The organism is Niallia endozanthoxylica (genome assembly GCF_008710145.1).
Taxonomy (GTDB): Bacteria; Bacillota; Bacilli; order Bacillales; family Cytobacillaceae; genus Bacillus_BD; species Bacillus_BD endozanthoxylica.
Genome location: NZ_VYKL01000021.1, coordinates 117,519 through 132,276, shown reverse-complemented (window position 1 = coordinate 132,276; position 14,758 = coordinate 117,519). Strand labels below are relative to the sequence as shown.

Annotated in this window: 11 protein-coding genes; 5 read left to right on the top strand and 6 right to left on the bottom strand. The window is 35.7% G+C overall.

The window, feature by feature from the left end; all coding sequences use genetic code 11:
- The first annotated feature begins 328 nt into the window (after nucleotides 1-328).
- Nucleotides 329-1,171, top strand: coding sequence for a sulfurtransferase (locus tag F4V44_RS14570; RefSeq protein WP_150440748.1), 843 nt, complete (start codon nucleotides 329-331; stop codon nucleotides 1,169-1,171).
- A gap of 69 nt (nucleotides 1,172-1,240) precedes the next feature.
- Here F4V44_RS14570 and F4V44_RS14565 read toward each other — a convergent pair whose 3' ends face one another.
- A complete protein-coding gene (locus F4V44_RS14565) occupies nucleotides 1,241-3,235 on the bottom strand; it encodes a DUF2325 domain-containing protein (protein ID WP_150440747.1) in 1,995 nt (664 codons plus the stop codon).
- Nucleotides 3,236-3,473: 238 nt separating this feature from the next.
- Between F4V44_RS14565 and F4V44_RS14560 the strand changes: the two genes are divergently transcribed.
- The 3 genes from F4V44_RS14560 to F4V44_RS14550 all read left to right on the top strand — a co-directional run bounded on the left by F4V44_RS14560 (nucleotide 3,474) and on the right by F4V44_RS14550 (nucleotide 6,296).
- A complete protein-coding gene (locus F4V44_RS14560; RefSeq protein ID WP_150440746.1) occupies nucleotides 3,474-4,037 on the top strand; it encodes a hypothetical protein in 564 nt (187 codons plus the stop codon).
- Nucleotides 4,038-4,320: 283 nt separating this feature from the next.
- Nucleotides 4,321-5,163: a sulfurtransferase gene (locus F4V44_RS14555; RefSeq protein WP_150440745.1), complete on the top strand. Its 843-nt coding sequence runs from the start codon at nucleotides 4,321-4,323 to the stop codon at nucleotides 5,161-5,163.
- Nucleotides 5,164-5,273: 110 nt separating this feature from the next.
- Nucleotides 5,274-6,296 (top strand): alpha/beta hydrolase, encoded by a 1,023-nt coding sequence (locus tag F4V44_RS14550; protein WP_150440744.1) that lies wholly within the window; start codon nucleotides 5,274-5,276, stop codon nucleotides 6,294-6,296.
- A gap of 672 nt (nucleotides 6,297-6,968) precedes the next feature.
- Here F4V44_RS14550 and F4V44_RS14545 read toward each other — a convergent pair.
- The 4 genes from F4V44_RS14545 to F4V44_RS14530 all read right to left on the bottom strand — a co-directional run bounded on the left by F4V44_RS14545 (nucleotide 6,969) and on the right by F4V44_RS14530 (nucleotide 11,603).
- Entirely contained in the window at nucleotides 6,969-7,865 is an 897-nt protein-coding gene (locus F4V44_RS14545) for an acyl-ACP desaturase (RefSeq protein WP_150440743.1), read from the bottom strand.
- Nucleotides 7,866-8,085: 220 nt separating this feature from the next.
- On the bottom strand, nucleotides 8,086-9,807 hold the full coding sequence (locus F4V44_RS14540) for a hypothetical protein (RefSeq protein ID WP_150440742.1): 1,722 nt from the start codon (nucleotides 9,805-9,807) through the stop codon (nucleotides 8,086-8,088).
- Nucleotides 9,808-10,329: 522 nt separating this feature from the next.
- A complete protein-coding gene (locus F4V44_RS14535) occupies nucleotides 10,330-10,929 on the bottom strand; it encodes a hypothetical protein (protein WP_150440741.1) in 600 nt (199 codons plus the stop codon).
- Between the two features lie 353 nt (nucleotides 10,930-11,282).
- A complete protein-coding gene (locus tag F4V44_RS14530; RefSeq protein WP_223881900.1) occupies nucleotides 11,283-11,603 on the bottom strand; it encodes a hypothetical protein in 321 nt (106 codons plus the stop codon).
- A 251-nt stretch (nucleotides 11,604-11,854) separates the two neighbouring features.
- On the opposite strand from F4V44_RS14530, the gene F4V44_RS14525 reads away from it, so the two are divergent.
- Nucleotides 11,855-13,456, top strand: a complete 1,602-nt coding sequence (locus F4V44_RS14525) for a glycosyl hydrolase family 28-related protein (RefSeq protein WP_150440740.1) — start codon at nucleotides 11,855-11,857, stop codon at nucleotides 13,454-13,456.
- Between the two features lie 620 nt (nucleotides 13,457-14,076).
- Here F4V44_RS14525 and F4V44_RS14520 read toward each other — a convergent pair.
- Nucleotides 14,077-14,640 (bottom strand): Uma2 family endonuclease, encoded by a 564-nt coding sequence (locus F4V44_RS14520; protein ID WP_150440739.1) that lies wholly within the window; start codon nucleotides 14,638-14,640, stop codon nucleotides 14,077-14,079.
- Nucleotides 14,641-14,758 lie beyond the last annotated feature (118 nt).

Genomic DNA, 14,758 nt, shown 5'->3' with positions numbered 1-14,758 from the left:
ATGCATTTTCTCCTACTATTTCATGACAATACAGCAACCTTTCAGCTACGCTGAAAGGCGTGTGAAATGTTCATTTCACACGAATGAGTCAAAAATCTGGCCTATCAACACAGTACTTTAACAAAGCCAAAAAGAAAAGTAAGCTGGTTATCTACAATATGTAGCCGACCAGCTTACTTTATCTACTAAATATTGATGGTATTGCAGACTAACCTGTCTACATGAACACTTTTTCAGCAGCCTCGAACCGTCCCCCTGTTTCCAAAATGACCTATTTGTTCTAAAATGAAAGAATAGATAGTTCATATACGGATAGGGGCTGGTGAAGATGGAATTTAGCGTTAATAAGGAATGGCTTGTTGAACAATTAGATAATGAGCAGGTAGTTATTGCGGATTGCCGGTTTGAATTAGGAAATCCAGATAAAGGAGAAAATCTTTATCGAGAAGGTCATATCCCTGGCGCATTCTATTTTGATTTGGAAAAACAGTTATCCTCTCCTGTTTCAACACATGGTGGAAGACATCCTCTTCCAGATATCAATCAATTCAAACTGGAAATCGAAAAAGCAGGAATCAATCATACGAAAACAGTTGTCGCCTATGATGACAGCGAAGGTCAGTTTGCCTCCCGTTTTTGGTGGCTGCTTACCTACGTAGGACATCAAAAGGTATATGTGTTAAATGAAGGCTTTAAAGGATGGGTTGAAGCGGGCTATCCAACGACGAAGAATGTGCCGGAAGTAAAATCAGCGAAATTTAACGTCACTATTCAAAAAGAAATGCTGGCTTCTTATGATGAAGTAAAAGCGGTTGTCGCTGAGAAGAAAAAATCCCCACTATTGGTCGATTCAAGAGATAAAGCCCGCTATTTAGGGGAGATTGAACCAATCGATCGAATAGCCGGCCATATCCCCGGTGCCATCCATAAATTTTGGGGTGAAGGATTGGACAAGGGTTCCTTTAAAAATAGCGAAGAACAGAAACAAAGATTTGCAGATTGTGATCAACATGAGCCGATTATCGTTTATTGCGGATCAGGCGTAACCGCCGCTCCTAATTACATCGCATTAAAAATGGCAGGATTTCAACATGTAAAACTCTATGCAGGAAGCTATAGTGATTGGGTCTCCTATGAGGAAAATCCAGTGGCAAAAGGAGAAAAACCGTAGAAACAGGGGGACGGTTCTGCCGTTTCATTTCTAGGAAAGAATTTATCCTATGAAACGCAAGAACCGTCCCTATGTTTCACTTCCTTTACGAACCACTTCCTGCAGAATGGTTGGGATGTTTGTAAAGCTTGTAAAATAGATAGGTGTTTGTTCTATAATGGCAAATTCCTTAGCTTCCCACATCGCCCGATGGGAAATAAAACGAGTAAGGACAACAATGATATCTGCTTTTTTTAGTAGTTCGTAAAATCTAGGCTCAATTGTACGGGTATCATGTGTAAGAATGGTATATGCCTTTTCCTCTTTCGATTGCCTGCTTCTATATCCTCCTAATATAAGGATTCTTTTCCCCTTCAGTACAGCCTCTATAGGTACCTTCTCTTGCTCAATCGGCTCATCTGTTAGTCCTGCCTCTTCCATTTCTACTTCCTGTACCACTTCAACCGATAATCGTTCAATCTCCATCTTTAATTCTTCTATTAACCCTTTTAAATTCTGGATTTTTAAGATATCGTCTTTATTACGTACTTCATCCGATACATTAAATTGTTCTTGTTCCAACCGACTTATTTGTTTATACGCTTCGCCAAGCTTATTCGTTAAACGACCATTTTCCTGCTTTAATCCCTCTATTTGCTGATGTTGAGTCGTCATCATTTCTTGAAGCTTTTTCACTTCCCCCGGATTTTTCAGGCCAAGTTCAGATAATTGTTTATTTCGCAGCTTATTTAATTCCTCTTGAAGTGGTAAAAAGCGAAAAATGAACTCTGCACGATTGGGTCCAATCCTATTCATTTCTTTACTCATATTCCAACCAAACAAACTGATGACCAAATAATATTGGACAACCACTTCATTTGCACTAAGCCAAAATTCTTCTTTTTGGTTCTCTGTTAAGGAAAGCTTTTTTAATTTTTTTAACAATAATGCTTTTGAAGCATCATCATCTATATCTTCCATGAAAAGACGTAATCCTTTTATTAGTTCTTTCCTTGTTAATTCTGCAATAAATACATCCCAAGATTGTAAGGCTATATAGGAAAAAGCATCCCAGAACCTTTCTTGATCATTTGTAAAGTATTCTTCACCATCAATAGCTGAATGTATTAGACTGACCATTTCCTCCTGTTTATTCATGTTTCCAAGGAGATGGAGAGATTTAATCGGTTCCTCAAGTAATACACGTTTATAAATGAGATCTTTCACGACAAGCTTTTCTTTTTCAATGATTGTGCTGCATTCAGGACATACAATTGTATCACCCACTACCTGAATGAGAAGATCTTTTTTATGCTCTGTCAGCTTTTGAAGTTGAATGGTTATGGAAGAATGGATATTATCAATGATTGTATTTTTACATTCCTCACAATATCCCTCTGTATGAACAGAAACGTACAACGTATCATGTTCGTACTCTTCTTCAGCTACAGGATTCATAATGGGAATAGTTCCTATATAAACGTTTTGCGGCTTTTTGGCATCCCCTTTTTTACGTATGTATTCCTTTATATGATTCAATGTCATTTGACTATACTCTTGGCTCAATTTTTCTACAAATTCTTTATCGTTAGTGGTATCGGGAAAGTAATTATTTGTTTCGGCACGAGCAGTTATCTCTTCCGTTCCAATCCAAATTTTTGTCACAATACTTAAATAATCTTCTGCCACTTTACATTCAATAGGATAAAAAGGTTGAATCTCTTGCTTAAGTTTCATTGCCACTTTCGTAACGACAGATTTGAAACGATTTTCTAGTTGGGTTTTCGCTTTTTTCTCCATTGATTTGATTTTATTCATTAACTTATGCATGGCAGGATGACCAGAAAGAGCATCCAAGTAAGGATGTGGGTCACCTTTTTTTGGAACCCATTCATTTTCTGTTAAAACTTCCATTCGATCCGGAGAAAAAGTTTCTTGATGATAGGGAAATAATAGAACGGCTTTTAAACTTTGATCTCGATGACTAAAATGGACATCTACTACTGTAAAAAAGTTATGTTGATTGTCAAAAAAATGAATCATTGATTTATGATCTGGTTTTACATTTGAAATGAACAACTCCATTGCCCCACTTTATGATAAATTGGCATACATACATGCACATAGAAAATTGGTTATAGTTTTCGTCCAAATAGATAAATACATACTCCTTAATGATCATATAGGAAACAACACATACGCTGGTATCTTATCATTGGAATTACTTTTATAATCATGGGTATGCTTTTTATTGATACGATGACTACGGTTAAACATAAGTGAGTCTATATTTTTCAAATCTTACACTGGAGGGAATTCATTTATGAAGGAATACAAATGTGCATTAGAAAACATAAATTTGAAGGGCTTTTTAAAGGAGTCCATTGCTGCGGGGAAGAAGATTATGAGTGTTCCTGCCTTTCTTGTTGACGATATTTCCAAATTTGATTTTGATGAGTGTTTTGATGAATATGAAGAAGCTTCTGTAGAAGAAATCTATAATGAGTTTCTAACAGGAAAGCACCTATTTGTTTTATTTAGTGACGGCGGGGTCAATTATCCTGATGTTGCATGTATTGATGGAGAAGTATACCAAACCATTGATGAAATGGAAGAAGAGGAATACTTTGATGAAGAAGGTGCCCCAGAAGGATTTGTCTTCACAAATAAACTAAGACTTGGGGAGACAAGCAGTATTGGATATCTTCTTACGTACACAGATGGAGAGGTAACCATACAATCGGCACAGTTCTATCTGGATGCGACCGGTGGTTTAGGTCCTAATTCATTTGCCCACCTCATTCGGTATTCGGCAATTGAATTGAGAGAGGATGTGGAAGTATTTGAGCAGCCTTTAGAAGACTACTTAAAAAGATTTGTTAAATAAATGCCTTAAAGCGGCAGTGAAACACGGGGACGGTTCGAGATTGCTGAAAAAGTGTTCACTTTGAACAATGGATGGGAAGTTCCATCAATATAAAGTAAATAAAAGGTGTTGATTACCTACATATAGTAGTTAATCAGTGTCTTTTCCCCTTCAATGGACTTTTTCAGCAGTCTCGGACAGTTCTTTCATTTCAAAGGGTGAAACGTCCCAGCGTTTCTAAAATGATCCATTTGTTCTAAAATGAAAGAATAGTTCGTTCATATATGGATAGGAGCTGGTTAAGATGAAATTTTTCGTTAATAAGGAATGGCTTGTTGAACAATTACATAACGAACAGGTCGTTATTGCGGATTGCCGGTTTGAATTAGGAAATCCGGATAAAGGAGAAAAGCTTTATCGAGAAGGTCATATCCCTGGTGCATTCTATTTTGATTTGGAAAAACAGTTATCCTCTCCTGTTTCCATACACGGAGGAAGGCATCCTCTCCCGGATATCGATCAATTCAAACTGGAAATCGAAAAAGCAGGAATCGATTCTACGAAAACGGTTGTCGCCTATGATGGCGGCGAGAATCAGTTTGCCTCCCGTTTTTGGTGGTTGCTTACCTATGCGGGACATCAAAAGGTATATGTGCTAAATGAAGGCTTTAAAGGATGGGGTGAAGCGGGCTATCCAACGACGAAGGATGTGCCGGAAGTGAAATCAGCAAAATTTGACCTGAATATTCAAAAAGAGATGCTGGCTTCTTATGACGAAGTAAAAGAGGTTGTCAATGATAAGAAAAAACCCCCACTCTTAGTAGATTCAAGAGATAAAGCCCGCTATTTAGGGGAAATTGAACCAATCGATCGAATAGCCGGCCATATTCCCGGTGCAATCAATAAGTTTTGGGGTGAAGGATTGGAGAATGGTTCCTTTAAAAATAGCGAAGAACAGAAACAAAGATTTGCAGATTTGGACCAGAATGAGCCGATTATCGTTTATTGCGGGTCAGGCGTAACAGCCGCTCCTAATTACATCGCATTAAAAGTGGCAGGTTTTCAAAATGTAAAGTTATATGCAGGAAGCTATAGTGATTGGGTCTCATATAAGGAAAATCCAGTCGCAAGAGGAGAAAAACCGTAACTAGATGTGAATATAAAACAATGTTTTATATTTCCTAACATTCGAAACCAAGAAAAAGTTAAGAGAAAGTTCAGTTTAATAGATGAAGATAAAAGAGAGGATCTGGTGATTTGGAGGTTGAACATAATCATACGATTAAGTCGTTTAGGAAGTTGAAACTTTTTGGAATTACCTTGTTTATAGTCATTTTTTCGTTATTAATATTAGGGTTATTTTATGAATATGCAAGTTATAAAAACGTTAAAAACGACTACCCTCCAGATGGAAAAATGATTGATGTAGAGGGCAGAGAAATACATGTGAATATAAAAGGTACTAAATCAAGTCTTCCTCCCGTTCTTATTGAGCCAGGAACTGGTAATTGGTCTTACGACTGGTCAAACATACAGGAAGAGCTATCAAAGCACACCATTGTCATTACCTATGACCGAGCAGGGTATGGTTGGAGTGACCCGCCTCCTAATGGGTTTACTTTAGATATGACGATAAACGATGTAAATCATATCCTCGAATCAGTTGAAATTGATACCCCCGTCATACTGGTGGGGCATTCTACGGGAGGAATTTATTCTCGGCTCTTTGCAGATAAGTACCCAGATAAGGTAGCAGGAATGGTTCTTGTTGATGCTAGAAATGAATTTTTTTCAGAACAAGCTAAGAAATATAATGAGAGTTTTTTCGAAACACAGGACCAAAAAATGAATCAATTTTTATCCCAAATTGGGATAGCCCGACTATTTGGCAAACATATATTTCTAGATACAATGCCAGATTACCTTTCTCCAGAAAAGTATGTCAATGTTCATTGGGACACGCCATTTTTCAGAGTATTAGATGAAGAGATTAATCAAATAAACGTTTCTGAGAAATTACTTAAAAATACGAACTCTTTAGAAGATAAGCCTTTAACCATTATTACACCTAGTACGGTAGACTTACAGGCAGTTGAATTAGGTTTCTCTGAACAAGAGTCCAATCGTATGGAAAAGATATGGCTGGATTCCCAACAACAATTAACCAATTTATCTACGAATAGTGAATTTATGTTAGTTCCGAATAGTAGTCATTCAGTAATGTATGACCAACCTAACATCATAATAGATGCTATTTTGAAAATGACAGATGAAATATAAATTTAGATACGCGGGGACGATTCTGCCGTTTCATTTCAAGGAAAATATTTCTCAGATAAAACGTGAGATCCGTCCCTATGTGTCGGTTAGGCTAACCTGCCTTCTTGAAGGTTCATTTTTTGAGTAACCTCTAGTTAACCACATAAATAAAAAAAGGATCGTACCGAAGTTTTTATTTATTTTACTGAAGTTCTATCCAGTTAAATTAACATAATTCATAACTTCATACACTCACTACCATGAATGAAATTTAAAATATATCTACTTGTTTCCAAAAGTAAGAAAAGCAACCGTTCGAAGATAAGTAGAAATAAGTATAAGTCTACTTAACGCAAGGGCAAGAACGAGACGAACGGTGCCTGGCACTGTTCGCTACAGGAAACAGCCCAATTTATTGCCAAAAATTCTTGTTCGATGTTAGGGCTCTTATTATTTTCGACACAAGCACTTTTCGCATTTTCAAGAGAGTTATAGTTCGAAATAATAGATATTACAAAAAATGAAAAAATCATAACTGAAACCATAAATAGCTTTTTCTTCTTAATCTTCATAAAAGAATCAATCTCCCTTTTAAACCGCTGTCTTTAATTTACCTGTTCCTTTACTTCACTCTTGCGCTCTTTTCTGGAATACCTAAAATATGCATTTTTTATATTGTTGACCGTTGTTTATTCATTGGGACCTTTTCTTAGCTAAGCGGTCTCTTACTTTTTTTAATCTATCACGATAAGATATAATGTCTACACGAGCCTTCTCAGCTTCAGGGGCCATTGGCCTTAACTTTTCCAATTCCCAGTACTCAACAATAACATCTAATACTTGGTCAAAATACTCAAGAGGACCATAATTAGCTTCTTTTGCAATAGTATTCATTCTTTCTTCAAAGTCAGGCATTACTGTTCCAGGCATTTGAAAATTTTTAATAACATGCCCCAGGTAAAAACAATAATTTGGTTCTATTTGCAAATGGAATTTTACTACGTCTCGATAGAAGGCATAGTGTAAAATTTCATCTTTTGCTAATCTTCTTAATAGAGAAGATAAATCTTTGTCGTGTGAACCGGCTGCTTTGGATACGTTGTTGTAAAATACCATGGTCGCAAGTTCTTGAAGCGTGGTATATACCATGGTTTCAAATGGGGTATGAAAATCAGGCGACCAACCACCCTCAACGGTTTGTTTGTGAAGTTCATGTAATCGCTTAGGGTCTACGTTTCGTGTAATAAGCAAATAATTTTCAAGTAAATTAGAATGTTGATCTTCCTCTGCTGTCCAAGTATGAACAAAGTCTGTGATAACGGATAAACTTCCTTTAAAGGTTTGTTCCAAGTGAGAAGTAAACCAAGGCAAATTCACTTCTGTAAGTAAGGCTGTTTCGACTGCAGTAATTATTCCACTTGGGAGAGTGACTTGGCTCTTATCCCAGGGTAACCTTCTAAAATCTTGAGCTTTATCCCATGGCAAGAACTCATAATAACCCCAATCTATTTTTGCAGACCGAACTTTGTGTTGCTCATATATTTCTTTAATTTTGGCTTCTAATCGAAAATCTAAGTGGTTAGTTAGCAAATTTGAAAACTCCCTTATTCTAAATATTCTCTAATTATATCTATATTATCTTGAAAATGCTCCTAAACAATCTGGCCTAAGAGCGCATTTCATACTCCAGAAATGAGCCCTATCGACGAACAGTGCCTGGCACTGTTCGCTTTAATTATTGCTTCATATACTTGGAGGAATGCAACCTATTGGATATTGGCAGCAAAAGGCTACTGGATTGAATCAGAATCTATTTAATTTTTCCATACTGTACTTCATAGTCTTCTTTATACATCCATTTATATCCGTATGCAGACTTCACTTTCCTCTTACAACAATTTGTAATTTGATACTTTACCTCAGAAAATCCAACAGAAATTGAAGCATTTAAAACACCTTCATGTTCTGATATATATTCGTTGTCTTTCGTCAATCTCACTATTATTTTAGGTCTAGTATCATTAAATGGTGGCATTTCAATCTCACCATTGAGATATTTAATATAATCTTTTTTATACATCCATTTGAATCCATGAGATTTATCTCTTTTCCCATTACAGCAATCTATAATATGAGAATTTGACCTAGACAATCCTACTGAAACAGAAGCATCGTAAACACCTATGTGTTCTGAAACAAGTTCATTATCAAAAGTTAATTTTACTATCGTTTCATATCTAGTGTCTTGATATTGCGGTAATTCTATTTCACCCTTTAGATATTTATCATAATCTTCTTTATACATCCATCTATAACCATAAGCAGTTTTCGTTTTTCCGCCACATACCGTAGATATATTGCTACAGTCGTTATTGTTCTTTGAAAATCCTAGATAGTCCATTGCTTTAGATATACTTTCAAACTCATTCATAAACTCGCCAATCGGAGACAATTGTACAACTGGACTAATATTCGTTTCTTTTTCAACATCATAGGTACATATACCAAGTTCATAACCTCGTTTAAGATATCTAGTAGCTCCTGTTCTACTTATATTTAGCTTTTCTGCAATTTTACTTGTACTTGTCATTCCATTATCCCACATTTTCCAAGCCTCATGCATCAAGGAGGAGCAAGCAAACTTGTAGCACTCTTCCCAATCTATACATGTTAAGTCATAGGAATTTGCAAATTCACTCTTTAAAAAGCTATTTTTAAGATACTTAAACTCTGACCGTTGACAGTCAATGACGATGTAGTTTTCAACTCCATTTTCAATTGCATTGTTGAATTTCAGCCTATCGTTTTCTTGTTCTTCTTCTAATGTTCTTCCACCAAGATACTCAAATGTGATACCGTAATGTTGCATACCATGAGTTTCTAAAATCATATTTTTATCTTCGATATAGAAATCATATCTCTTATTACCAGACCACTCAAAAATCTTTTGAGTTTCAAAAGCAATTCCCAATTGTTCTAATAATTTCACTGTAAATTTCTCGGGGATTGTAAATCCATCGTCACAAAGTTCGCAAGTAAGTCCGAAATTAGTGACATAGCCTATTTGTTTAAGTATTTTACGATTACAAGTTGGACATTTGAAGTATACCTTTCTTGCAGAATTTCTTGTATATTTAAATGCATCTTCTTCGTAGTAAAACAAAGGAGCTATATGTGAATCTGTTTCAGCTATGCTCCCTACCTTTACCAAGTAATTAGAATCTTTTTTAGGTATTCCATATTTCCAACCACACTCCTTACACCTGTCTCTCCCATCTCCCCTTTCCCGATAAATAAATATAGAGGAATACTTTACCTTTCCAGTAGAACCACAATCATCACAAATTTTTGTTACAAAAACGCCGCTACCTTCTTGTAAGTCTTCTAATTTTACAATGATCTTTGAACCTCGTGGAACTACCATTTTGTTTTGTCTATTTTTCCTTCTTGGTATTTCGTATCCAAGTTTTTCATAGTATTCAATCGTTTTGTTATGCAATGTAATCTCTACTTCTTTTTCTAAAATAGCCAATTGCAATTCCTCATTCGTGTAATATTTTTTGTATCTGTATTTTTTAAAATACCAACACTGGTTGTAAATAAACATTCATATAGGCATGCAAAAAAGACCATTAAATGTAAACAGCCTTTTTTATATGCAAATATCAATATTGTAATTTTCCAGAGCCTTTGATCAAAAAATTAAAGTACATAACTAGTACGTTTATTGTAGACCATTTTTTATGTCTTACATTTGATAATAAAGTTAACATCAATTTTGTAATTTCCTTTTTATGCTGCAGCTTCAGAGCTTCTTTACTAAGTAGATTATAAATGGAAAATTCCTTGTTAAACTAACCTGACCGTTAATTACAAACATTCACAGGCCTTCCATTTACCTTCAAGCATAATTCTATTAGTCGAGTATTTAATTAATAAGTATTGTATCGCTTTAGTAGTAAGATTGTAAGGGATTTGTAGTAAAATTTGTTTGGTAAAACAATGTAAAAAGCGAGATTGTAAAGAATAAACCTCGCTTTTTTTATTAATACCATTAATATTTCCTTTTAATGAATGGCAGAGCATCTATACTTTGTAGATTGTTTTTAACCTCATTAAAAATATCTCCTAATACATAGTCAAAGTCTTCTTTATTTTCACTTACAGGGATCTCCCAATAATGTTTAGCATCAATTGAAGAAATTAATGTTTGTCCAGCATGATTAACCATAACATTCCATTTAAGATGCGGTATATTTTCATGATTCATATTATCTGTAAATAATTTCATTAATTCACTGTAAATGGTATTTGTTTCATTCTCATACTCTTTTTCAACTTCAATATTATATTTAATATTAAGTTCAATCCAAACATCAGCGTCAAGATCGTCATGAATACATTCCATTGTATCGTCATGATAAAGAGAGCAGTCACTTCCGTACATTGAATTTGCAGTTAATGAGGAATCCCAACCAAAACCTATCTCCACTCTTGATATATGGGGAAGATTCTTTTCTAATAATGCACAATTACAAGTAAATTCCTTATATAATGTTTGGATTTCAATATTATGTTTAATGTTATATGGATTTAATCCAACATTTCTCATTTGAGTTAATAACTTTTTTGTAATTTCGTCATAAGTTAGCATGAATTGATCCCTCCGTTTCTTCAATTTATAACCGTTTACATAGCTCAGACTATATTACGAGTCCGCTGTATAAAAGTTAACCCAAACTATTATTATATTGCTCTTTTTTGTTTCATTCTTTCTCTTATTAGAATATTAACAGAGAGGTTTGGATAATTATTCGGAAATGCGGGGACGATTCTGCCATTTTATTTTAAGGAAAATACTTCCGATATGAAACACGAACCGTCCCTATGTTTCATAGTTGCTTTTTCATTCCTTGAAAGACAGCATTTACTTTTTGACTTTGGGTATCACTGTGACCTTTTACTGTGTTCTGAACGAAACCGTCGATTATTATATTTACTATTTTTTCAATTCAACCAGTTAAAAATCCTCTTATAAATCGCTTTTATTAAAAGAAAAGCGACAAAAAATAGTAAAAAGCCCCATAAACCAATCACTGCATCGTCAAATTCCATTTGCCCTCTCCCTGTTATTGGTTGCTGGATCTCGATGGCAAATACGATGACCACCATGACTGTTAAAGTATAAACAAAAGAAATTGCCGTGATTTCATACTTTGAAAGGTGTTGAAAGAATACATGGGTGCAGCCAAATATACAGATTCCAATCATACCCATAATCCAAAGATGCAGATCTTTATCAGTTAAATCTAAGCCTGCAAACGCCATTAGATTCAGGATAATATCACATGCATTGTGTTAATGATTTCCGCTATGATTAAGATAATCTCCTTCATGAATCATTCCCCATTTTCTCTTCTTTCTTTTGATTATATATATTAATGGTATCAGAGTGTGTTGGAACATCAATCTTATTAAACTAAACTAAAAAGTCAGGCAGATACATACATTAATAACGATTACGACCGGTAAAATGAGGGAAATGAACATATACTTGTTGATGAGCGAGGTGAATGAACATGATCTATCTAGATAAAAAACATGACCCCCATAAAAATGAAGCTTTAATCAATACATTTTTAAAGGATGCCCCTAAAATCAAAGGAGTTTCGGGCGAAAGGGATGGACTTTTTAACAGCAGCAAAAAGCCCGTTCAAATAGCAGTTGAAAAAATGACCTTTGGCAGTTTTCTTAAAAAGATTGTGTCGGGCATTGCCCGCGTTTTTCTTACTTCCTTTGAAAAAGACAGTATAAAAACATATGATACGTTATTGGATGAACAGGGACGGGCTTATCCTGAGTGGTTGAGGCTTTTAGATGAAGAGTATCAAAAGCTTTTGGCATCGGTTAATCGGGAAGTGAATGTTATTGAATTTGGAGCCGTGGGAGATGGGAAAACGGATGATACAGAAGCTTTTAAAAAAGCGATTGGACGCGGACGGGTTAAGGTCAGGATTCCAGAAGGCCACTTTATAACACGAGGAATAAGACTCCCCTCCTGGACCATTCTTGCCGGAGAAGGAAAAGGCAAGACGATTATCAAGCTTCATGATGACGCTCCAAAAGGAACACGGCTGATTACCAACAGTCATCACCGAAGAGGAAATCGGAATATTTATGTTGAAGGGATGAGCCTGGATTGGAACGTGGAAAGATTAGGTAACGTGGAGAAAACCGCTACTTGGGGGAACCACTCAAGCTGTCTGACTTACGCCCACGTTACATACGGCTGGGTTAAAAATGTTGAAGGAATCAATCCAGGCCTGCATTGCTTCGATGTTTCATCCACTCTTTACGATTATTCAGGAGACGGCTTTCGTGCTCTGGGGGGCAGCAAATACATTTGGCTCGATCAATTAAATGGATATGGTTTTGGGGATGATGGCATAACCACTCATCATAGCGACTATATTTTTATTTCTAATTCTCATATGTGTGACCCGAGCGGAAGAGCTCATAAAAAAGGGTTTTCAAATTCCAATGGAATAGAAGTGGACGATGGTTCCAGATTTGTTTGGCTTGTTAATAATTCCTCAGCTAGATGCTTTGGAGGGGTAGAGATCAAAGCCCACCATAATTCATCGGCCGCTTCTGACGTTCAAATTATTGGGCATCTTTCTGTAAATGATAATCGTTCCTTTAACTTTCGCCATATTGGTCATCATAAGAGCACGGATCCTGAATCCAAAACTGCTTTTAACATTAGGGCCTCCAATTTAGTAGCTATCCAGCCAGTCTTTACCTGTTTGTATGCAGGCTCTACCCCCAGAGGAATGGTCGTTTCCGCTTATCGGAATGTGGTGATTAATAACTCTATACTGGTCGGCGATCCTGATTATGATTATGAGGAAAATCCAATAATTGCTATTCAATACCGGGCCAGGAATGTAAAGTTAAATAATATAACTCTTCTAAATTTTAAAAAGGCTGGTGCAGATATTAAGATATTTAGCGGAGATAATCGGGCGGATTATGTTGCTCTCCAAAATATTACGATGATTAACTCCTCTCCCGGAGGCATCCAATTTGGTAAGGATATCGAGAATATACATTTAAAAAATATAAAGAAAATTAGCAATTATACAATGCCCAAAATAAAAATTTCGCCCAAAAGCCTTTAATGCCAAACATAATAGAAACGGTTCTGACGTTTCATTTTCAGAGAAATATTGCCCATATGAAGCGTGAGATACGTCCTTACATTTCTAACTATGAAATTGTTTTTTTCAACGTTATTCCTCACTAAAAAAGATGAGCACCGTCAGCGTGAACTCATCTTTTTTGGAAAGTTTGTTTTATAAAATATCATCGTATAAGAGAGTTTGTTTAGTCGACTTTTATTTTTTACAATAATTTGTGAAATATTGATCATATAAAATAACTACTAGTTCCCCAACATTAAAAAGCAGTTGGGCCCAAAACATATATAACAGACAATCTAATCGAAGCTATAACCTAAATACACAACACTGGAGGAATACCATGATTGATCACTACATCATTAACCTTTCTACATCTGCACTCATTTCTCACTTTGAAAATGGATATGAATATACACAAGTCATTGAGAGTTTTGGATTGCATCGGATTTGGTGAACATCCCCGCAGGCGAAAGTCAACCATAAGACAGGCTCTAAAGGAACTTTATGTACAGGCTTATGGCAGTGAAACGATTCAATAAGGTAGCTTCGATTAGGCAAATGTTCTCTAAAAGAGAGCCTGTTTGCAGGCTCTCTTGCTTTTACTCAAAGCAGCTTTCGGCCTGTACAGCGAAACCATCTATGACAGAGGAATAGGCTTCTCCCGTTTCCTTTAAAGCAGTTGTTTGTACATAATGACCATCTTCGTTTAAAAGATAAACTTGAATCATGTTAAAAAGTGGATTGATAATCCAATACTCTTTCACACCATATTGCATATACAGGTTTAATTTTACAACCAAGTCATGCGATTGATTAGATGGCGAGACAATTTCAATAATCAAAGTAGGGACACCAACGTATTTTTGTTCTCTAAGTCCTGATTTGTCACAAATCACAGATATATCAGGTATGACAACCTTTGTATCATCCATTGTTTCGCTCTTCAATTCTATATCAAAAGGAGCAGAAAACACTTCACAGGATTTTCCATTCAACAAATTAAATAGTTGAGATGATAATCTCATGGATATACGCTGATGCTTTGTCGAAGGAGAAGGCGACATATAGACCATGCCATCTATATACTCCCATAATCCATCATTTGACTTTCTGAACTCATAGTATTCTTCCAGTGTCATACGGTTTTCCTTTGGAATTTTCACCCTATTCTCCCCCTTTCTATTTTCCCAGCAACTATCTCTCCTCTTATTATATGTTATTATCCTGCTTCATCCAATAGGCGAACGGTGCCTCGTTCGCTAAAGAGTAAACCTAGAAATC